Raw genomic sequence first — 21153 nt, 5'->3', positions numbered from 1 at the left:
GTCGTGGATCTCTTGCTCGTCGCATGCCAGGTTCTGCTCGGGGTTGTCTTCGCGGTCTCCGCGTTCACCAAGCTCCGCAGCGGCGCCGCTGTGCGGTCGTTCGCGGCGTCGTTGACGATGGTGCCGGAGAGTCTCCGCCTGCCGGCCGCCGGTGCGGTGGCGGCCGGCGAGGCGGTCACCGCCGTCCTCATGCTGATCCCCCAGGCAGGTCTGGCCCTGAGCGCGATCTTGCTCGCCGGGTTCACTCTGGTGATCATGGTTTCGATCCGGAAGGGCGTACGGGCGCCATGCCGCTGCTTCGGCTTCTCCGCGACCCCGCTCGGGCGGGTGCACCTGGTCCGTAACGCCCTGCTGCTGCTCGTGGTGGTGCTGGGCGGCACGGGCCTGATCTTCTCCGGCGGACCGCCGGACGCCGCCGGGCTGGCGGTGGCGGTGCCGGCCGGACTGGCGGGGGCGATCGTGCTGATCGCCTTCGACGACATCGCTGGGCTGTTCATGGAAACGTCGGGGAGCGTGTGATGCCGTACCTGGTCGCCGCGGTCGTGCTGGTCGGTCTGCTGTCCATGGTGAATCTGCTGCTGACCGTCGGCGTGATCCGCCGGCTCCGTCAGCAGGCCGTCCGGCAGGACTTCGATGAGCCGATGACGAGGGGCGGGCTCGCGCCGGGTGAAAGGATCCCCGAGTTCGCCGCCACGACCACGAAGGGCGAGCCCATCTCGGGGGAGCTGCTCGGCGGCCCCGCCATGGTGGGCTTCTTCTCGGCGGGGTGCCGGCCGTGCAAGGACCTGCTGCCCCTCTTCGTCGAGCGGGCACGACAGACGCCGGACGCGGTGCTCGCCGTGGTCACCGCCGGCTCTGACGAGGACCCGGCGCCGTACGTCGAACAACTCGCTCAGGTGGCGAGCGTCGTTTCCGAGGAGCCTCAGGGGCCCGTCCAGTCGGCGTTCAAGGTCGCCGGGTATCCGACCGTTTTCCTCATCGACGCGGACGGAACGGTGGCCGACAGCGACTACATCATGCCCACCACAGCAGGCTCGTGACAGTGATCGTTTCCCTGGGCCCGGGTCCGCCCGGACACGGCCTACTCCATGACGAGGACGCTGCCGCTCCGGAGGATCTCCTGATGCCGGCGGCGTAATGCGTCGGCCGGCTCGATGCCGAGCTCGGAGTTGAGGATGTCGCGCAGCCGACGGTAGGCGGCGAGCGCCTCGGCACGGCGGCCACGGTCGGCGAGCGCCTGCAACAACATCGCCCACGAAGCCTCCCGGAAGGGATGGGCCTCGACGAGCCGCTCCAGTTCAGGGATGACGCGGTTGTGGTGGCCGAGCCGCAGTTCGGCCTCCGCGCACAACTCGCGCGCGGTCAGATGGACCTCGTCCAGGCGGCGGCGCTCGTCGCGGACGAGCTCGACGTCGATCTCCGGCGCCACGGGGCCACGCCATACCGCCAGGGCCTCCCGCAGCGGCTTGACCGCGGACCCGGCCTCGCCTTCCGTGAGGGCGTCCGCCCCCTTGGCGACGGCCGTCTCGAACACCCTGACGTCGACCACCCCGTCCGGGACGATCAAGGTGTAGCCGTTGCCGACGGTGGCCAGGTCCACGCCGTCGGCGGCGAGCGGGGACAGAGCACGCCGCAGGCGGTACACATACGTCTGCACGCTCGCCTTCGCCGTGGCCGGCGGCTCGTCCTGCCAGAGCTCGGATATCAGCCGGTCGATGGTGACCACCTCGCCCGGACGCAGTATGAGAACGGCGAGCACAGCCTGCTGCTTGGCGGCCCGAACCATGATCGCCCGGCCGCCGCCATCCACCACCGCCAGGCGTCCCAGCAATGTGAACATCCACCCACCTCCGACCGGAATCCTGGTCGAAGTCGGTATGTTCCGGGTATGGCGCGGGTATGCCTGCCCATCACGTTCGGACGGCCTCAGCTCGACCGGGCGATCGCGGCGGAACGGACAGGCACACGCGAGGGATCCCCCGGTTACTCCTCAGCAGCCGTTTTCGCTGATGATCTCGTACTTGGTGCAGCTGCCGTCACAGCAGTGGGCGCGGAGCCTGATGGGGTAAACGCACTTGTAGATGTAGTAACACTCCACGGCTGCGGCGCTCTCCTGCGGGACGATCATCCCCAGCAGCCGGTCGCTGAGCTTTCCCAGAGCAGACGTCATGACCCATTCCTTTTGATGTAGGGGTTGCCTGGCTTCCTCCGCCCGCCGGCCGCGTGTGCGCAACGCACGAGCGGAGATGACACGAGGTCAAGGCTTGCTCATCGCCCTAGCCCGTCGATCGCGTGCCGCTAGCGGCGCCGCGTTCGCGGGCGGGCGGTGTTGCCCGAGCGGCGTCCTCTGGCGGGGCTGGACGTCGGCTCAGGGACCGGCAGGTTCACCCCCGGACTGGCTGTTCTTGACCTGGCACCACGTCCAGCACGAGCAGGGGGCGGCAACCTCAGTGGGCGCGCCTGTGGACGGCGGCGGCCCGAATCAGACCGGGCGGCGCACGCGGCAACCGGATCGGCAGCGAGAGGATCCCGGCGACCGGCCGTTCGACCGTCGAGGCCGGCGTCGAGCACCTCCGGGGTTCAGACGCGCACCACCGCGGTGCGGGTGTGCCCGCGGCTGCCACCGAGTTCCACCTTGACCGTCTTCTTGGTCTTACGCACGCCGCGATCACCTGCCTTGACCGATTTCACCGGCCAGGGCAGCGTGATCTTCACCTCGTCGGCGGTCCTGGACGGGTCGGAGACCGCGAGCCGCACCTGCTCGTCATCGCGGCGGATCAGCAGCGCGCACGGGCCGTCGGCGGCGAGCGGCCCGTCCGCGGTCTCTACCGTCCCCGCGCGCCAGAAGACGGCGGCGAGCAGGCCGTCGCGGGAAATGGCCTGCACCCCTCCGGAGTTGGCGAGGATCTCGATCCGCCCGCCGTAGGCCGCGGTCTGCGCGACGGAGGCGCCGGGCAGCACGGCATAGGCGTAGCGCGCCTTGCGCGGATCGACGCCGTGGTCGATGAGGATCGTCGTGTAGTGCCTGGTGACGCGGGTCTTGTCGCCTCCTGTGGTGGCGCCCTTGTCGATGTCCCGCCAGCGGCCGGTGCGCTTCTCGCGGATCACCTTCGCGTCGGCGCCGTCGAGCAGCGCGTAGCCGGCCACACCGCACAGGTGGGCCCAGCCGTCGCCCCGGCACAGCGGCGGATGCCCGTCATGGGTGTTGCGGTTCTCCACGACGGTCTCGATGCGGCGGCCGTCGGAGGCGGTGATTCCGGTGCCGAGCGCGATCACCGCGTCATCGAGAAGGAACCACGCCTTCTTGGCCCGCAGCGAGGAGCCGTCGGCGATCAGCTTCATGGCCGCCGCACCGTACGCGCCGTCGAGCGCCACGCCGCCGGCCCACGGGGTGGGCGGCAGGCGGCGCTTGCCGTGCCGGAGATCGGCGCGTCCGCGGGTGTCCACCGTCGTGCCCGGCAGCCGGTACGGGTCGATCGTGGGCCACAGATCGTCGTTCCAGTGAGTGAGGTCGCCGGTGTAGAGGTAGGTCATGCCGTCACCGGTGTACCAGCCGTGCAGGTTCTCCCGGTTCATGGCCTCGGCCGCGCCGATGCGCTCCGAGCTCATCGCGATCGCGAAGGCCCAGGCTGGACGGCGGTGCACGACCCGATCCATGTCGGCGAAGACGTACGTGCCCGTCGTACGCGGGCCGATCGGCACCGACGGGTCCTCCACCAGGGCCTTGGCCTTCGCGATGCTCGCCAGCGGCGCGAGCGTGTCGTAGGGGACGGCCTGGTTGCGGGTGAGCCAGCCCTTCACCAGCGGTTGCCAGCGCCGGGCATGGCGCTCGGGCGCCGCCTCCAGCAGGGTGAGGATGGCCTCGACTGTTTTCTGCCCCGCGTGGTAGTCGCGGTGCCCCTGACGCGAGACGGCCCGGCCGCGTACGCAGTCCATCATCAGCCCGTCGAAGACGAACGGCACGAAGGAGCGATCGACGATGTCGTAGACCTTCCCGGTGTCGGAGATCTCCCAGGGCGAGTGCGCGAGCATGGCGATCAGCTTGGCCACGCTCTCCAGGTAGTCCACGCCGTAGCTGCCGGTGTAGGGGTACACGTCGTGCTGGATGAACGACCCGTCGCGATAGAAGCCGTCGCCCGGGCCCTTGGTGGTCCGCAGCAGGTCGGAGACCGCGTCCTTGGCCCGCTTGACGAGCCGGGCGTCGTGGGTGAGCAATCCCCGCATCGCCACCGCCATGGCCTTGCTCGCCCGGTTGGCGCCGGTCTCGACCACGCCGGAGTGACTGACCCGGCGCTCCGGGTCGGGGCACCAGCGGCGCAACGGGCGCAGCCAGCGCTTGAGACGGTCCTGGGGCAGGCCGTCGTACAGCAGGGCGCAGGTGTCGGTCAGCGAGCGGGGCACGCCGATCTCCCACCAGAACCAGTTGCTGCCCCGCGGGTCGAGCCTCTCGTGGTAGGCGTGCTCGTACAGGAAGTCCAGCGCCCTGACCGCGATCTCGGCGACCTGCCTGTCTCGATGCATGGCGGTGCCCGGGGTGGCCCAGCCCAGCGCCAGGGTGCGCATGCGGTTGTAGGCGCGGTTGAAGTTGCCCGTCCGGGGGTCGTCCAGCGGCAGGTCGGGCCAGAGGCTCGGGCGGCCGGGGGCAGGTTTCAGCTTGCGCAGCACCGCGTGAGCCGAGCCCTCGACCGCCCGGGTCTTGTCGGCATAGGCGGCGTTGTACGACCTGCCAGCCAGCAGGCCCACCCACCGCTCACGCGCGGCGTCGAACGCGGCCCTGCCGGCCGCCTCCGCGGGTTCTTCCCAGAGGGCGAGGCCGGCCACGCCCGCGGCGCCCAGCAGGGTGGACCGCCGGCTGAGGGGGTGGGACATGGGGGCCTTCCGACAATCGGGCAATACCAAACCAAAAGGTCAATCATATATCGATCAGCATGCGACCATCTCGACCCTGTCGGGCGTCGGCCGGGCTCCGGCATCCCGGAGATCTCACCGGGGACCCACATCGCCGAGGGTGAGCGGGGTGGTGACGAGGCGCCGTTCGCCGCCGAGCGGCGAACGACCGGCCCACGGCAGGGCCGCGTGGATGAAGGGCGGTTGCGACCCGCCGAGTTGCGGGCCGACGTGCGGAGCGGTTTTCGGATAGCCGTTGACCCCTCATGTGAACGCCGTGTATACATGCGCCATACGTGCTGGATTCCTACCCAAGACGGCTCAGTGTCAGGCCCGGCGACCTGGAGATGTCATGGCGATGATGAGCAGGCGAAGCTTCCTCGCGGGAGGCGCCGCCGCGCTGGGGACCACGACTCTGGCGGCGTGTGGCAACCCGGTGACCTTGCCGGAGTCCATGGAGGCCGTCCGGCCCAACCCCGGTGGTCCGAACCGGGGCGGAGCTCTTCACTTCGGCCTGTCCACCGATCCGGCCAACCTGGATCCGCACGTCTCCACGGGCAGCGCGTCGGACTATCTGCGGCAACTCGCTTACAACGGCCTGGTCCAGTACGACGGCTCCGGCGAGATCGTCGCCGATCTCGCGGCCGAGTTCGGGTGGACCGACGAGCAGACGTACAAGGTCAGGCTCCGTCCGGACGTGAGGTTCCACGACGGGTCCACCCTGACGACCGAGGACGTGGTCTTCTCGTTCCGCCGCATGATGGACGAGGACACCGCGGCGACGTCGGGGCCGCTCCTCGACCAGGTCGCCGCCATCGAGGCCGTCGACGCCACCACCGTGGTCTTCACCTTCAAGCAGCCCGACGTGGCCTTCCCGTTCGCCCTCGCGGCGCCGACCTCCACCATCGTGTCCAGGAAGTGGATCGAGTCGGGCGCGAACACCAAGACCCAGATGATGGGCACCGGCCCGTTCCGGTTCGTCGAGCGCATCCCCGGCGTCAGCACCACCTTCGTCCGGTTCGACGACTACTTCGAGCCCGAGCTGCCGTACCTCAACGCAATCGTGTTCCAGCCGATGAGCGATGACTACGCGCGCGTGACGGCGCTCCGCACCGCCACCGTCGACATGATCGACTATGTCCCGGCGACCCATGTCGGGGTCATCACCGGCAACCCCCGGCTGCGGTTCGCGTCCGACAAGACCTTCGGTTTCGGCTTCGTCGGGTTCGTCACCAGCTGGCGGCCGTTCGACGACGTGCGCGTCCGCAGGGCGGTCGCCATGTCGATCAACAGGCCGTCGGTCCTCGACACCGCGCTGCTCGGGAACGGGCGGCCCATGGACGGGGCTCTCATGCCCGAGATCTTCGCCCCCTACGCGCGCCAGCTCGACGGCTCCATGCCCTACGACCCCGAGCAGGCGAAGTATCTGCTCAAGCAGGCGGGTCAGGAAGGGCTGACGCTGCCGGTGGTCACCACCAGCTCGTACTCGGTCATCGCCCGGCCGACACAGGCGATGTTGCCGGGCCTGCGCGCGGCCGGTATGAACGTGAACCTCACCCAGCAGGAGTGGCTGACCTTCCGGGCCAGCGTGGCCGCCCAAACGTTCCCGGTCCATTCCTGGGGAACGGCGCCGAAGTTCGGCGATCCCGCGTCGCTGCGTGACTTCATCGGCGGCACCGGCACCTTCGCGAAGAACCTCGATTTCCAGGACGACAAGATCGATGACCTGCTCGACCAGGGAAGAAGGACAGCCGACCCGGCGCTGCGGAACGAGATCTACCTCGAGGCCGAGAAACGAGCGCTGGAACTGGTCCCGATGACCTACACCGTCCGCCGCGAGCAGGGCGAGGCTCACTACCACTACGTCAGGGGCTACGAGCATCCGCCGAAGGGCGCGTGGACGGCCACGGCTCTCCGCCGGACCTGGATGGAGAAGACAGCGTGAGGCGTTTCCTTGTCAGACGATTCACCCAGGCGATCGTCCAGCTGCTCCTCGTCGGAAGCATCGTGTTCTTCCTCGCCCGGCTCATCCCCGGCGATCCCGCCAGGGCCGCCCTGGGGGACGCCGCCACGGAGGAGCAGGTGGCCCTGACCCGGGCCGCGATGCACCTCGACGAGCCCTTCCTGGGACAGTTCTTCGGATTCTGGGTGCGGCTCTTCCAAGGGGACCTCGGCACCTCCCTCATCAGCGGCCGTGCGGTGATGCAGGACCTCCCCGCCCGTATCGGCAATTCCCTCGAACTGGTCCTGCTCGCCCTGGCCGTCTCCCTGGTGGCCGGCATCGCGCTCGGCCGCATCGCCGCCACCCGGGCCGACAAGCCGTCGGACCACGCACTGGTCGCAGGGTCGATCTTCGGGATCTCCCTTCCCGTCTTCGTCGTCGGAACCCTGCTCCTGCTGGTGTTCGCGGTCCTCATCCCGATCCTGCCGCCTCGTCGCTTCGCCTCGCCACTGGACGACCCCATCGCCCACCTGCAGATCCTCGTCCTCCCAGTGGTCACGCTGGCGGCGGCCTCATGCGCCGTGGTCACCCGGATGACCAGGGCGGCGATGCTGGAGACGCTCAACGCGGACTACGTCCGTACGGCACGGGCCAAAGGGCTCGTCGAGAAGCGCGTGATCAAACGTCACGCTCTGCGGACCGCCATGCTTCCCGTGGTCTCCATGACGACCGTCGAGCTGACGACGCTCATCGGAAGCACGGTCCTGGTCGAGACCATTTTCGGGTGGCCGGGAATGAGCTCCCTGCTCATGAACGCCGTGGGGCAGCGCGACTACCCCGTCATCCAGGCCGTCGTCCTCGCCGCGGCGACCATCGTCATCCTGGTCAACCTCGTCGGAGACCTGGTGATCAGAGCCATCGATCCCCGGGCGGAGGACAACTGATCATGGCAACTGCTCCGGAGTCACTCGCGCCGGCCCTGCCTGGCACACCGCTGGTCAAGGGCGCCGGCAGGAAATCCCTTCTCCAGCGGATGGTGTCGAACCGCAGAACGTCCATCGCGGGCGCCTTCCTCCTGCTGGTCGCCGTCGTCGCGGTGTTCGCGCCGCTCATCGCCCCCTACGACTACCGCGACATCGTCGGCAAACCGCTGACCCCCGGCGGGCCGCTGGGCATCGACGACTTCGGCCGCGACGTCCTCTCCCGTCTGCTGATCGGGCTCCGTACCTCCCTCGGAGTGGCCCTGTCGGCGGTTCTGGTGGCAGGAGTCATCGGGGTCGTGCTCGGCCTGGTGGCCGGTTACGTCGGCCGGTGGGTGTCGACGATCATCATGCGCGGCATCGACGTGCTGCTCAGCTTCCCCCCGATCGTGCTGGCGATCGCGGTGGTGGCGATTCTGGGCCCGGCGCTGGTCAACGTCGTCCTCGTCATCGGCGTCCTCTACATCCCGAGGTTCACCCGGATCGTCTACAGCCAGGTGCTCTCGATAAGGAGCATGGAGTACGTCGAGGCCTCGGAGATCATGGGCACGAAGCCGGCCGACATCCTCGTCAAGACGATCCTGCCGAACGTGGCCGCGCCGATCATCGTCCAGCTCAGTCTCTCGGTGAGCTTCGCCATCCAGATGGAGGCGGGCCTGAGCTTCCTCGGCCTCGGGGCGCAGCCGCCGCTTCCGTCCCTGGGCACGATGGTCGGCGCGGGACGTGACTTCCTGGAGGTTCAGCCGACGCTCCTGATCTATCCGTCCGTGCTCATCATTCTCGTCGTTCTCGCACTCAACGTGTTCGGGGACGGCATGCGCGACCTCCTCGACCCCCGTCACCGCACCTGACGACCGTTTTCCGCGGCGACGACGGCGATTCAGAAAGGAACCCCATCACCATGGCCCTTCCCGCCACGCACAGGCTCGGCGAGCTCTCCTGGACCCAGGTCAAGGAGTTGGCGGAGCAGGATCCGATCATCCTTCTGCCCATCGGAGCCGTCGAACAACACGGGCCGCACCTGCCGATCCATGAGGACTCCATCGTGGCCGAGTGGGTCGCGGACAAGCTGGCGAAGCAGAACGGCTGCTATGTCGCGCCGGCCCTCAACTACGGACACTCCGGAACTTTCCGGGGCTACAGCGGCAACCTCTCGCTGAGCCAGGCCACGTTGCGCAACGTCACCTACGAGATCATCGAGGCTCTGGTCCAGTCCGGCTTCAGACGCGTCATCATCATCGACAACAACGGCGGAAACGTCGGGCCGGTCACGGGCGCCGGCCTTGACGCACGGCGCGACTTCGGGGTCCTGATCGGACACCTTTATCCGTGGCAGCTGGGTTACGCGCTCATGCGCGACGTGTACGACGACCCGGCCAGGGCGTACGGCCACGGGGCGGAGCCCGAGCACTCCGCGATGCTCGCGATGTTCCCGGAGCAGGTGCAGGGCGACCTCGCCGTGGCCGGGGGCCTGGAGTCCCCCAGCGGCTGGACCCCGACGAGCTACACGGAGGCGGCGATTCCCGGCTACGACGTCCGCGGGACCGTCTTCTGGGACTTCTCCGAGGTCAGCTCGACGGGATGCACCGGCGACGTGAGCCTGGGCAGCGCGAAGACCGGCGAGATCTGGATCGAGCGCGTGATCGGTTTCTGCTCGGCGTACATCCGGGAGTACGACCGGAACACCTCGGCGCAATAGCTCACCGTCCGTCCTGCACGAGCACCTGAGGAGAGGCCATGACCACCGGCACGATTCCCTCCGACCCGATCCTCTCGGTCGAGCGGCTCTCCGTGGACTTTCAGATCGCCGGCGAGTGGACACCGGCCGTGAAGGACGTCAGCTTCTCGGTTGCCAAGGGCGAGGTGGTGGCGCTGGTCGGGGAGTCCGGCTCCGGCAAGTCCGTGAGCTCGATGTCCGTACTCGGGCTGCTGGCGCCGAACTCGCGTCGCCGCGGCAGCATCCGGTTCGGCGACACCGAGATGCTCGGCCTCGAGGAAGAGGCTCTCCGCGCCATCCGGGGCAGGAGGATCGCGATGATCTTCCAGGAGCCGATGACGGCGCTCAACCCCGTCTACACCATCGGAGAGCAGATCATCGAGGCGATCCAGTGTCACGAGCCCGTACCGGCGGCCGAGGCCCGCGAGCGGACGCTGGAGTTGCTGACGAAGGTCGGGATCCCGGAGCCGGAGCGCCGGATCCACAGCTACCCGCACCAGCTCTCCGGTGGCCAGCGTCAGCGCGCCATGATCGCCATGGCCATCTCCGGTTCGCCAGAGGTGATCATCGCCGATGAGCCGACCACGGCTCTCGACGTCACGGTCCAGGCGGAGATCCTCGAGCTCCTCCGCCGCCTGCGGGAGGACCTCGGCTCAGCGGTCGTCATCATCACCCACGACATGGGGGTGGTCGCCGATCTCGCCGACCGGGTGGTGGTCATGAGGCGGGGGGAGGTCGTCGAGGAGGCGCCGGTCACCCGGCTCTTCTCCGCCCCGCGGCACGAGTACACCAGGAAGCTGCTCTCCGCGGTGCCACGGCCCGGAGGGCACGCTGAACCGGACGCGGCCACGGCCGACGCGGGCGGGAGCACGACCCTCCGGGTCGCCGATCTGGAGGTCGAGTACCCGGGGCGGCTGGGCCGCAGGGGCTTCAAGGCCGTACACGGAGTCGGTTTCACCATCGAGAAGGGCAGGGTCCTCGGCCTCGTGGGCGAGTCCGGTTCGGGCAAGTCCACGATCGGCCGGGCGCTGGTCGGCCTGGTGCGGGCGTCGGCCGGCTCCATCGAGATCTGCGGACAGGACGTGACGAACCTCAGGCCCAAGGAGCTGCGCGGCTTGCGTAGGAAGTACTCGATGGTCTTCCAGGACCCGGGGTCGTCGCTGAACCCGCGGTTGTCGATCGGAGACTCGATCGCGGCCCCCATGATCGTGAACCGCTACGCGGATCGCCGTGCCGTCCACGCGCGTGTGCTGAACCTCCTCGACCAGGTCGAGCTGCCGACGAGCTGGGCCGGCAGGTTCCCCCATGAGCTGTCCGGCGGTCAGCGGCAGCGCGTCGGCATCGCCCGCGCGCTGGCGCTCGATCCGGAGTTGCTCATCGCCGACGAGCCGACATCGGCGCTCGACGTCTCGGTTCAGGCCACCGTTCTGCGGCTGTTCCAGGAACTGCAGGACAGGCTCGGTTTCTCCTGCCTGTTCATCAGCCACGACCTCGGCGTCGTCGAGTTGCTCTCCCACGATGTCGCCGTGCTGCAGCACGGGCGGCTGGTGGAGAGCGGCCCCGCCCGTGACGTGTTGCGCGATCCGCGGACGGAGTACACCAGGAGGCTGATCGCGGCGGCGCCGGTGCCCGATCCCGTCGAGCAGGCCGAGCGCCGCAGGCTCTGGCGGGAGACGGCGAGGTGACGGGCCCGGTGATCCGGAGGCCGCGTCGGTCATCTCAGGTGGGAGACGACCGTCTCGTCGGGGCGCAGGTGATGCCGCAGGGTCCGCTCGGCGGTGTCGAAGTCGTGATCGGTCAGCGCTTTCAGCAGGGTGCGGTGCTCCGGGGCGATGACTTCCAGGCGCTTGGGGCGCAGGGACACGGCGCTGACCGCGATCCGCTGGTGCCGCGGCTGAAGGCTCGTGTAAAGGTCGATCAGGATGCTGTTGCCCGTCGCCCTCACGAAGGAGTAGTGGAAGAAGAAGTCCATCTTCGCGTGTTCGGCGATGGCGTCCCGGTCACCGGCGCGGACCTGTGCCACACGCTGGGGGTCCTCCATCCGGTCCAGGTGCTCGGACAGCCCGGCCGGTATGTCGATGCTCTTGTCACAAAGGATCTTGAAGCCGTGGAGTTCGAGCAGCAACCGCATCTCATAGGTCTCGAAAAGCTCTCCGGCCGTCACGCGGCGCACCTGGGCGCCTCGCCGGGGCAGCAGGTCGATGAACTTCTCCGCGGCCAGACGGTGGAACGCCTCGCGTACGGGGGTCCGTGACACCCCGGCCTCGTCACAGACGAGCTTCTCCTCGAGGAACGCCCCCTCGGGGATCCGCCCGCTGAGGATCGCCTCCCGCGTCCACTGGTAGGCGCGCTCGCCGGCTGTCATCGCCCGACCGTTGTCGAGTGACTGATCCATGCCACCCCCTCATCCCATTGTATACACAGCGTATACCACCGTAGGAGATTCCATGACGCATGAGCAGGGCGGAAGGCCCGCCGCGTGGCCGTCCGGCCCCGGTTTCGCCGCGGCACTCGACGGGACGAGCTTGCTGCCCCCCGACCACCACTGACAGAGCGGACCATGCTCGCCACCGGCCGGTTCACCGCCACCGCCGTGGACGGGAACGGCGGCAGAACGAAGGAAGGGTGTGTGATGACAACACTCGTCACCGGAGTGGTGGTGATCGCGACACTGGCGGCCTTCGCCCAGGCGCTGAGCGGCTTCGGCTTCGCCCTCGTGGCCGTACCGCTCCTGACACTCCTGACGGGACCCCAGACCGCCGTCACGGTGGTGACGGCCCTGGGAGGTCTGCTGGCGCTCGCCATCAGCGTCCACCAGCGGCGTCACATCGAGGGACGGACCGCGTTCCTGGTGACCGGGGCGGGGCTCGTGGGCATGCCGTTCGGCCTGCTCGCGATCACGGCGCTCAGCGCTCGCTCGTTGTCGGTGCTCATCGCCTGCGTCGTCCTGGCGTTCGCCCTCCTCCTCGGACGCGGGGCGACTCTCAGCCGCGGAGCCGGCCCCGCGGCGGCAGCGGGCTTCGCCAGCGGGGCGCTGCTGACCTCGACCGGCATGAACGGCCCTCCGGTGGTCGCGGCGTTCCAGGCGATGGGGCTGCAACCCCGTGAGCTCCGCGCGACACTCCAGGCGACGTTCTGCGCGGGAGACGCGCTGGCCGTCCTGGGTTTCCTCGCCGTCGGCCGGTTGACCGCCGACAGCCTGCTCCTGACCGCCGCCGGTCTCCCCGGCATGGCCGTGGGCTGGTGGCTGGGAGACCGGATCTTCGCGCGGACGGACCCTCGGCGTTTCAGAAGGATCGTCCTGGCGGTGCTGGTCACCAGTGCCTGCGTGGCCCTGGCCCAGGCCGCTCTGGCCTGAGTACGGCCGCATGGCCCTGCCAGGTGCCCTTGGCCACGTGACCGGACCGAACGGCCGCCGATCCGCCTGGAGCCCTTCCCCTGGGACGACCGTCCCGGCAAAGAGGGTCGCTGACCTGCGGTGTTCTTGGTGAACGGTATGACCGGCGCGTGACGGGCACTGCCACGTCACGAGGTTCTCTTTCCTGTCAGCCACCCCACCAGCCAGGCGGCGATCGCGCGACCGCCGCGCTGCACCGCCACGGCGCGGCTGCGGTGTTCGTGACCCGGCTGGTCCCGATCGTACGCACGCTCACTCCCGCTCGCCGCAGCCGTGGCCGTGCTGCGGCGCCGGCGCCGAGCGGCGGCAGGTCAGCGAGACGACGACCCCGGCTGAGACCCCGTCAGCAACGCCGCCGTCTCCGCGGAGCCGATCGGGCGATCATGCTGAACGACGGTGAGCGTGGGGGTGCCGTGTCAGGTGCCGCGTCAGGGCGGCGGCGGCGCGGTATCAGCACGGTGGGCGATGGTGGAAAACGGCTTCACCAGGACGGGACTGCACAGACTGCACGACGTGCTGGCAGGGCATGTCGGCTCCGGGAAGATCCCCGGGCTCGTCGCCCTCGTCGGCCGGGGTGACGAGACGCATGTCGAAGCGCTCGGCACGATGCGCCATGACGGCGGCACGCCGATGCGCCGTCGTGCACGGCGACGAAGCCGTAGTCGCGGTCCCGGTCGCGGAGGTCGTCGAAGTCGTAGTGGCCGATAGCCTCCTTGCCGACGTAGAGACCGTGCGGGACCGCGCCACCGGTGGGGCCGGGGACCCCCGATGGGCACGCTCGGCAGGTGGGTCTTCGCTCGACGTCCAGCATGCAGTGGCCGGCCGTCGTGACGAGGTTGCGGTACGCGGTCTGCACGGACGTGCCGGTGCACCAGTGGGGCGCGAGGTCGCTGCCGATGAAGAACACCTTGCCCAGGCTCGTGGGCGCGTCCCCCACGGGCGGGACCGTCCCTCCACCGGCGGGACGGAGAAGGAGCGCCCGCTGGGGACGACGTCCGTGGCCAGGCGCTTCCCCGAGAGATCGGTCCACACGTCGTACGGCGTGGCGTTCCTCAGGTTGGCGGCCCCGTCGGCCAGCCAGAACCTGGCGACCTCCTGGGCATCGGCCCTCGTGTACGCCAGCCGCACCGTCACCACGCTCGCGGCCCGGGCCGGCGCGGTGACGGTTGTGGATGCCAGCACGCTCAGGCGGCGATGTTCATCGGGCCTTTACCATCCCGCCAGAGATCCTTCATCGTTGATCGATGAACTCACCGCATGCCTTCCCATGTGCTGTTACGCACCCGCGCCCTTGCTCTCGTCGCCGCCGTGCTCGGCGTCGTTCTCGCCCTCGGGACGGGTCTGCACCCCGCCCACGCGGCAGACCCGCTGCCCGGGATCGACGGCAGCGGCACACCCCGTGACCCGTACCAGATCGACTCGGCCGACGACCTGCGCACCGTCGCCGGCGCGATCAACGGGGACCCGGGCGGCCACGGCGGCGCTGCCTACCGGCTGACCGCCGACGTCGACTTCGGCGGAAGCACGTTCGGTGGCATCAACTCCTTCACGGGCACGTTCGAAGGCGCGGGTCACACGATCAGCAACATCGAGTTCGTACGGGAGGAGTCGGCGGGCGGCGAGGCCGACCGCCTGGGCCTGGTTCGTCGTCTGGACGGCGGCACGGTCCGGAACCTCACCCTCGACGGTGTGCGGGCCGACGCCGGGACGAGCACCGGCGGCTTCATCGGCGCCGTCGCCGTCGTGGCCACCAACGCCACCCTGACGGGCAACGCCGTGACCGACGCGGAGCTCACGGCGAACAGCGCCGAGAAGGTGGGCGGCATCGTCGCCGAGCTGCGCAACGGGACCGTCGAGGACAACCTCGTGACCGGTTCCCTGAACGCGGGCGAGATGCCCGGCGGCATCGCCGCCTACGTCAACCAGAACTCCCAGGTCCGGCACAACCTGGTGGCGGCCGACCTGAGGATGGCCGTTCCCGGCGGGGACGGTGGCACGCGCGGCAACGACGCGGGGCTCATCGTCGGCTACCCGGGCTCGCCCAACGGCTCCACCTTCGCCGGTAACGTCGTGCTGTCCGGCTCGATCGCCTATTCGGGCAAGGTCGACGGGTTCGTCGGCCGCATCATCGGATACACCGGCTACGACGGCTGGACGGCCGAGAACAACCTGGCCAACGCCGCGATCACCATCGGCGGCGACCCGGTCGCCGGCCCCGGCACCAAGAACCAGCACGGCACCGACGCCACGGCCGACCAGCTCGCCCAGCAAGCGACGTACGAGGGCCTGGGCTGGGACTTCACCAACGCCTGGCGCTGGGACGACGCGCTGGGCCACCCGGTGCCGCGGTACACCCCGACGTTGTTCGGCAGCGGCACCGCGAAGCAGCCCTACGAGATCGCCTCCGCCGAGGACCTGGAGCTGCTCACCGCTCAGCTCAACGCCGGCAACGCCCGGTACACCGGCGACAAGCACTTCGTCCTGACCGCCGACCTCGACTTCGCCGGACGCGAGCCGTTCGGCGGCATCAACCGGTTCGAGGGCGTGCTGGACGGCGCCGGGCACACGGTCAGCGGCCTGGTCTACGCCCCGCAGGAGAGCGCCGGCGGCGAGGCCGACCGGCTCGGCCTGGTGCGGCAGCTCGACGGCGGCACCATCCGCGGCCTCACCCTGGCGGATGTCACGGCCGACGGCGGCACGCGCGGCGGCTTCGTGGCCGGTCTCGCCGTCGTCGCCACCGACGCGACTTTGACGGGCAACGCCGTGCTCGACGCCGAGCTCACGGCCACCAGCGCCGAGAAGGTGGCGGGCCTGGTCGCCGAGCTGCGCGGCGGCTCCGTCGCGGGCAACTGGGTGCGCGCCACGGTCAGCGCGCAGAGAATGCCGGCGGGTCTCGTGTCCTACACGAACAACGGCGTGACGGTCCGCGACAACCTCGTGGACGCGAACCTCACCGTGGCGGCCGACGGCGGCGCGGGCGGCACCCGCGGCATCGACGCCGCACACGTCGTGGCCTACCCGGGCAACCCGGGCTCGGGCAGTTCGTTCACCGGCAACGTCGCACGGTCCGGCGCCATCGACTACACGGGCAAGACCGACGGTTTCGTCGGCCGCGTCGTCGGCTACACGGGGTACGACGGCTGGACCGCGCAGGACAACCTCGCGAACAGCGAGATCACCATCGGCGGGCAGACCGTCACCGGACCGGGCACCAAGAACCAGCACGGCACAGACGCCACGGCCGACCGGCTCGCCCAGCGAGCGACGTACGAGGGCCTGGGCTGGGACTTCACCAACGCCTGGCGCTGGGACGACGCGCTCGGACACCCCGTGCCGAAGTACGTCTCCTCGGACGAGGCGCCGAACCGGATCACCACCACCTTCTACGGCGACCCGGGCACGCAGCGCGCCTTTACCTGGTATTCGACGCTGGACACGGGCAACGCCGCCGCCGTGCTGAGCACGGACCGCGAGTTCCCCGAGGGCTCGGCCACGGTGACGGTCGAGGCGCAGCGTGAGCAGAACGAGTACGGGGAGACCTTCTACCGCGCCATCGCCCGCGACCTGCGGCCCGGCACCACCTACTACTACCGCGTGGGCAACGCGGCCGAGCAGGTGTGGAGCACCACCGGCACGTTCGTCACGGCGGACGGCGGGGACGAGGACTTCACGTTCGTCGACCTGACCGACACGCAGTCGCAGAACCTGGCCGAGGCGGAGCTCTCGGCGCAGACCATCGCCAAGGCGCTCAAGCACGTGCCGGACGCGGAGTTCGTCATGCACAACGGCGACGTCGTCGAGAACGGCGGCCGGGAGCAGGACTGGACGGACCTGCTCGACTCCGCCCGCGCGAGCCTGCTGAGCACCACGCTCGCGCCGGCGTCGGGCAACCACGACGCGGCGGCGAACGCGTTCGCCGACCACTTCACGCTGGAGGGCCCGCAGGACCAGGACCGGTCCAGCGGCGTGTACTACTCGTACACGTACAACCGGGCGCACTTCGTGGTGCTCAACACCAACGAGGGCGGGGCCGAGGGAATCTCCCAGAAGCAGATCGACTGGCTCCGGGCCGACGCCGAGGCCGCGCGCGCCGCCGGTGCCCGGTGGCTCGTCCTGTCCATGCACAAGGGCACCTACACGACGGCGAACCACCTGGACGACGAGGACGTCATGGCGATGCGCCGCAGCCTCGTGCCGGTGATCGACGAGCTGGACATCGACCTGGTGCTGCAGGGCCACGACCACGTGATGAGCCGGTCCAAGGTGCTGGCCGCCGACCCCAAGGGGGTCGAGGGCGCCCGCCCCGTAGAGACCACCAAGATCACCGAGGTCCGCAACGGGAAGCGCATCGAGTACGCGGTGGATCCCGAGGGCACCATCTACTTCCTGCCGAACACCGCCGGTGCGAAGCACTACACGCAGGCCACCAACCCGCAGGGTGTGGACCTGGAGCCCTACCTGCGGCTGTTCGACCGCACCGGTGAGCAGGCGGGCGAGAACTTCACGGCGGTGAACGTCACGGCCGACCGCCTCACGGTGAACGTCTACGACATCCGCGAGCGCGGCGTGCCACGCCTCTTCGAGGGCTTCGGCATCGACCGCGCGATCTCCCCGGTCAACGCCCGGATCGGCAAGCTGCCCGCCGCCGACGACGTCACGCTGAAGGACGCCGAGGCGGTGGCCGCGGCGCGCGCCGCCGTCGACGCTCTCACTGAGGCGCAGCGCGGTGCCCTGACCGGGCTGCCGCGCCTGGAGGCCGCCGAGCGGCGGCTGCGCGAGCTGGGCGGCCTGGTGTCCACGGACGGCAAGACCGTGGCCTGGGCCGACCCCGACGCGACCGCCCGCCAGCTGGTCACCGTCCGCAACGACACCGCCTCGGACTTCACGGGCACGCCGGTGCAGCTCCGCATCCCGTCGGCGCCCGACGTCGAGCGGGACGAGCTGGCCTTCTTCGCCGCCGACGGCGCGCCCCTGCCGTTCGAGGTGGAGACCTGGCAGCCGGGCGGCACCTCGACGGTGTGGGTCCGGGTGCCGAGCCTGCCCGCCAGGTCGGCGCGGCAGGTGTGGGCCTACTTCGGCGGCGGGGCGCCCGGCAACGACCCCACGGCCGTGTGGGGTGAGGCGTACTCCCTGGTCGAGCACTTCGGCGGCGACACCACGAGCGGCGCGCGCCGCACCGACTCCACGGGCCGGCAGACCGGCCTCGTGGTGGGCGACGACCTGACCACCGGCGCCTCGGAGCGGGGCACCGGCCAGACGCGGTTCGAAGGTTCGCGCCTGCAGTACCCGGGCGACGTCGGCGGCGGTCACGACCGCATAGCGATCAGCGGCGTGTACTCGCTCACCGAGGAGGACCTGGCCGCACTGGGCTCGGCGGCCCCCGTGGTCGCGAAGGAGAGCGCGACCGGTGACGGGCAGCTCACGTTCTGGCAGGGCATGCGGCCGGACGAGCGGCCAGAGGAAGGGCAGGTCGGCACGCGCCTGGCGGGCAACAGTTTCGAGTTCGGGAACGTCGACCTGAGCCACCGGTTCGGCTTCCCTGCCGACGGCAAGCCGCACCTGGTCACCCAGACCTACGACGGCATGACCTACTCGGTGTTCGTCGACGGCCGCGAGGTGCACAGCCAGATGGTCGAGTACCGCAGCACGTTCGCGGACCCGGCCGTGCAGACGACGATCGGCGACTACTACACGAACGACGGCACCCTCCGGTCGCCGTTCCGTGGCCTGGTCGACGAGGTGCAGATCGCGGGCGTGGCGTTCACGCCCGCCTTCGAGGCCTTCCGGTACGCGAACCTGTTCGGCGACGCCGTGAGCTTCGGCGAGCGGGTCGAGCGTGCGGACGAGCGGCTGACGCTGGTGGTCGGCACCCCGCGTGCCGGCAGCGCGCTGGAGGCAGGTCTGGTCGAGGTGACCGGCACGGTCAGCCGGCGCGCGGTGCTCACCGCGCAGGTGGCCGGTGAGCGGGTGCTCAACCAGCGGGTCGACGCCGGGCCGTTCACGGTCCGCATGCCTGTGAACGCGATCGGCGAGCAGACGCTCACGGTCGGCGCCGCAGCCGCCGGCCGGTCCGGTGGGCCCGGTTCCGGTGGGCCTCGCGACGTGGCCGAGCCGGTCGAGGTTCCGGTCACGGTCAAGGACACCGTGGCGCCTGCCGCACCGGAGGTGAGCGACGACGCGTCGTCGGCCTCCGGGCAGAACCCGAGCGTCACGCTGAGCGCGACGCCGCAGACCAAGGACCGCGAGCGGGTCGAGGCCACGTTCTACGCGGGCCCGACCATCCCGCTCGACGACTCGAACGTCGTGGTGCGCAGCGGGACCACCCCGGACCGGGTGCCCGACGCGCTGACGCCCGGCAGCGGCACCGTCAGCGAGCAGCTGCTGCCGACGACGGTGGGCACGAACGAGAACCCGTTCCAGATTTACGAGATCTCGCTGACCGGCGAGCAGGCGAAGCAGAAGGAGTTCCACCTGACCTGGACGGGCTCGGGGGACGAGCGCACCGTCTCGGCCCACGTGTACGACCACGCGGCCGGCCGCTGGATCCCGAAGGACTCCGGGTCGGAGCCGTCCGGCACCGCGGTCGAGCTGGACGTGACCGCCCGCGCCGACGAGAACGTCGTGGCCGGCGGGAAGCTGCACCTGCTGGTCTGGCGCGGTCTGACCGCGCTGCCGGGGCAGGAGGGCGACGACATCGAGTCGCTGCCCACCGCCGACCGGTACGACTGGGCGTTCGACCACGTGCCGGACTCCCAGCTCTACGCGCAGGCGACGCCCGACCTCATGACCCACCAGTTCGAGTACGTCACCGACGTCGCGAAAGAGCGCAAGACCGCGCTGGTGCTGCAGGCGGGCGACTGGGTCAACCGCGAGTACCTGTCGCAGGAGTACCAGTGGGCGAACGCCGAGCCGTCGGCGCGAGCGCTGGAGGAGGCGGGCCTGCCCTACATGATCTCGTGGGGTAATCACGACTACTCGGACGCGCGCAACGGCCGTGTCATGCTGCCGAAGTATTTCCCGATGGAGCGGTTCGAGAAGAGTCTCGAGGGCAGCCCCTGGCGGTTCGGGGGCAGCGACGACATCGACAACTACTACTACACGGCCGAGATCGACGGGGCGAAGCTCCTGCTGCTCACCGTCGGCTTCTTCTCCGCGGACAACGCCGGCGACGCCGGACTGGCCTGGGCCAAGGGCGTCATCGAGGCCCACACCGGCCACGCGGTGATCCTGGCCAACCACAACTCGGTGAACCAGGGCGTCAACGGCTGGTCGAACGACAACGTCACCAGGGCGCTGATCGATCCGTACCCGAACGTCAAGCTGGTGCTCGGCGGCCACATCGCCGGCACCGGCGTCGCCTCGCGGGAGACCGCGGGCGGCAACCGGGTCTACGGCGTCCTGACCGACTACCAGTCGCGCGTCTACGGCGGGCAGGAGTACCTCAAGCACATCAGCGTCGACGCCGAGAACGACCTGATGTACTTCAACACCTGGTCACCCCTGCTCGGCAAGGCGACGTCCGACGGGAACTGGCACCACGCGGTGCCCGAAGGCGCGATCCCCGGTTTCCACGGCGCGGACACGGAGAACTTCGCCCTGGAGATCGACCTCGGCGGCAGCACGACGCGGACCCTCGCGGCCACGTCGCTCACCGTCGCGGCCGGCGCGCGGCAGCAGGTCGGGGACGTGCGGTCGGCGGTCGGCGCCGAGCAGGTCTCGGTGGTGCTGGACGGCGTCAAGGGCGGCGGCTCCTACGAGTGGTACGCCGAGCTGCGCGACCCGGCGGGCCACGTGACCCGCAGCGCCGTCAGCTCCTTCACCGTGGCCGAGACGCCGGCGTTGCCCGCATGGGACGCCGGGACCGTGTACACCGCGGGCCACGAGGTGACCTACCGCGACGCCGTCTGGCGGGCGGCGTGGTGGACCCGCGACCAGGAGCCGGGCGACCCGAACGGGCCGTGGCAGGAGATCGCCACGACCGACGACGGCACCGCCGTCTGGAAACCGTCCCGCATCTTCGTGGCCGGTGACGTGGCGGAGCACCGCGGGAAACGGTACGAGGCCGCATGGTGGACCCGCAACCAGGAACCGGGCAACCCACACGGGCCGTGGCGCCCACTGAGCTGACCCCGGGTCGTGCGCACCGCCGCCCGAGCGTTCGCATCACGCACGAGAGCGCCGGCCACCAGACTGGCCCTCAGGCTGGTACGGCGACCGTCGCCGACGAGAC

General features: G+C 70.0%; 13 protein-coding genes. 9 read left to right on the top strand and 4 right to left on the bottom strand.

Annotated features, from left to right (window positions below):
- Positions 1-3: 3 nt before the first annotated feature.
- Both E1294_RS14765 and E1294_RS14760 read left to right on the top strand, forming a co-directional pair.
- Entirely contained in the window at positions 4-519 is a 516-nt protein-coding gene (locus E1294_RS14765; protein WP_132508815.1) for a MauE/DoxX family redox-associated membrane protein, read from the top strand.
- Positions 519-1040, top strand: a complete 522-nt coding sequence (locus E1294_RS14760; protein WP_132508813.1) for a TlpA family protein disulfide reductase — start codon at positions 519-521, stop codon at positions 1038-1040. The genes E1294_RS14765 and E1294_RS14760 overlap by 1 nt, the downstream gene beginning before the upstream one ends.
- A 41-nt stretch (positions 1041-1081) precedes the next feature.
- Here the strand turns inward: E1294_RS14760 and E1294_RS14755 are convergent, their stop codons facing one another.
- The 3 genes from E1294_RS14755 to E1294_RS14740 all read right to left on the bottom strand — a co-directional run bounded on the left by E1294_RS14755 (position 1082) and on the right by E1294_RS14740 (position 4869).
- Positions 1082-1840 (bottom strand): AfsR/SARP family transcriptional regulator, encoded by a 759-nt coding sequence (locus tag E1294_RS14755; protein ID WP_132508811.1) that lies wholly within the window; start codon positions 1838-1840, stop codon positions 1082-1084.
- A 150-nt stretch (positions 1841-1990) separates the two neighbouring features.
- Positions 1991-2170, bottom strand: a complete 180-nt coding sequence (locus tag E1294_RS14750) for a hypothetical protein (RefSeq protein WP_132508809.1) — start codon at positions 2168-2170, stop codon at positions 1991-1993.
- A 410-nt stretch (positions 2171-2580) separates the two neighbouring features.
- Positions 2581-4869 carry a polysaccharide lyase 8 family protein gene (locus tag E1294_RS14740; RefSeq protein WP_132508807.1) on the bottom strand — a complete coding sequence of 763 codons (2289 nt, stop codon included), beginning with the start codon at positions 4867-4869 and terminating at the stop codon, positions 2581-2583.
- 379 nt (positions 4870-5248) lie between these two features.
- Here E1294_RS14740 and E1294_RS14735 point away from each other — a divergent pair, with 379 nt between their 5' ends.
- From E1294_RS14735 to E1294_RS14715, 5 genes are read left to right on the top strand one after another with little or no spacing between them, the layout of a single operon-like run.
- Positions 5249-6832, top strand: a complete 1584-nt coding sequence (locus tag E1294_RS14735) for an ABC transporter substrate-binding protein (RefSeq protein ID WP_220447744.1) — start codon at positions 5249-5251, stop codon at positions 6830-6832.
- Positions 6829-7773, top strand: coding sequence for an ABC transporter permease (locus E1294_RS14730; protein ID WP_132508803.1), 945 nt, complete (start codon positions 6829-6831; stop codon positions 7771-7773). The genes E1294_RS14735 and E1294_RS14730 overlap by 4 nt, the downstream gene beginning before the upstream one ends.
- A gap of 2 nt (positions 7774-7775) precedes the next feature.
- Positions 7776-8660 carry an ABC transporter permease gene (locus E1294_RS14725; RefSeq protein ID WP_132508801.1) on the top strand — a complete coding sequence of 295 codons (885 nt, stop codon included), beginning with the start codon at positions 7776-7778 and terminating at the stop codon, positions 8658-8660.
- 50 nt (positions 8661-8710) lie between these two features.
- Entirely contained in the window at positions 8711-9508 is a 798-nt protein-coding gene (locus E1294_RS14720) for a creatininase family protein (protein ID WP_220447743.1), read from the top strand.
- Positions 9509-9546: 38 nt separating this feature from the next.
- Complete coding sequence (locus tag E1294_RS14715) at positions 9547-11211, top strand: ABC transporter ATP-binding protein (protein WP_132508797.1); 1665 nt, start codon at positions 9547-9549, stop codon at positions 11209-11211.
- Positions 11212-11240: 29 nt separating this feature from the next.
- On the opposite strand, the gene E1294_RS14710 is transcribed toward E1294_RS14715, so the two are convergent.
- On the bottom strand, positions 11241-11921 hold the full coding sequence (locus tag E1294_RS14710) for a GntR family transcriptional regulator (protein WP_220447742.1): 681 nt from the start codon (positions 11919-11921) through the stop codon (positions 11241-11243).
- 237 nt (positions 11922-12158) lie between these two features.
- On the opposite strand from E1294_RS14710, the gene E1294_RS14705 reads away from it, so the two are divergent.
- Both E1294_RS14705 and E1294_RS14690 read left to right on the top strand, forming a co-directional pair.
- Entirely contained in the window at positions 12159-12884 is a 726-nt protein-coding gene (locus tag E1294_RS14705; RefSeq protein WP_165977281.1) for a sulfite exporter TauE/SafE family protein, read from the top strand.
- Between the two features lie 1296 nt (positions 12885-14180).
- The gene (locus E1294_RS14690; protein WP_132508793.1) at positions 14181-21050 is read left to right on the top strand and encodes a DUF2341 domain-containing protein; all 6870 of its coding nucleotides are present in this window, start codon (positions 14181-14183) and stop codon (positions 21048-21050) included.
- Positions 21051-21153 lie beyond the last annotated feature (103 nt).

The organism is Nonomuraea diastatica, assembly GCF_004349015.1.
Lineage (GTDB): Bacteria > Actinomycetota > Actinomycetes > Streptosporangiales > Streptosporangiaceae > Nonomuraea > Nonomuraea diastatica.
This window is presented reverse-complemented; position numbering and strand designations above follow the sequence as displayed.

Excerpts from the sequence above, each read along its gene's own strand:
- E1294_RS14705 (WP_165977281.1), top strand. The coding sequence starts at position 12,159 with ATGACAACACTCGTCACCGGAGTGGTGGTGATCGCGACACTGGCGGCC.
- E1294_RS14725 (WP_132508801.1), top strand. The coding sequence starts at position 7,776 with ATGGCAACTGCTCCGGAGTCACTCGCGCCGGCCCTGCCTGGCACACCG.
- E1294_RS14760 (WP_132508813.1), top strand. The coding sequence starts at position 519 with ATGCCGTACCTGGTCGCCGCGGTCGTGCTGGTCGGTCTGCTGTCCATG.
- E1294_RS14755 (WP_132508811.1), bottom strand. The coding sequence starts at position 1,840 with ATGTTCACATTGCTGGGACGCCTGGCGGTGGTGGATGGCGGCGGCCGG.
- E1294_RS14735 (WP_220447744.1), top strand. The coding sequence starts at position 5,249 with ATGAGCAGGCGAAGCTTCCTCGCGGGAGGCGCCGCCGCGCTGGGGACC.
- E1294_RS14750 (WP_132508809.1), bottom strand. The coding sequence starts at position 2,170 with ATGACGTCTGCTCTGGGAAAGCTCAGCGACCGGCTGCTGGGGATGATC.
- E1294_RS14690 (WP_132508793.1), top strand. The coding sequence starts at position 14,181 with ATGCCTTCCCATGTGCTGTTACGCACCCGCGCCCTTGCTCTCGTCGCC.
- E1294_RS14710 (WP_220447742.1), bottom strand. The coding sequence starts at position 11,921 with ATGGATCAGTCACTCGACAACGGTCGGGCGATGACAGCCGGCGAGCGC.
- E1294_RS14740 (WP_132508807.1), bottom strand. The coding sequence starts at position 4,869 with ATGTCCCACCCCCTCAGCCGGCGGTCCACCCTGCTGGGCGCCGCGGGC.
- E1294_RS14720 (WP_220447743.1), top strand. The coding sequence starts at position 8,711 with ATGGCCCTTCCCGCCACGCACAGGCTCGGCGAGCTCTCCTGGACCCAG.
- E1294_RS14715 (WP_132508797.1), top strand. The coding sequence starts at position 9,547 with ATGACCACCGGCACGATTCCCTCCGACCCGATCCTCTCGGTCGAGCGG.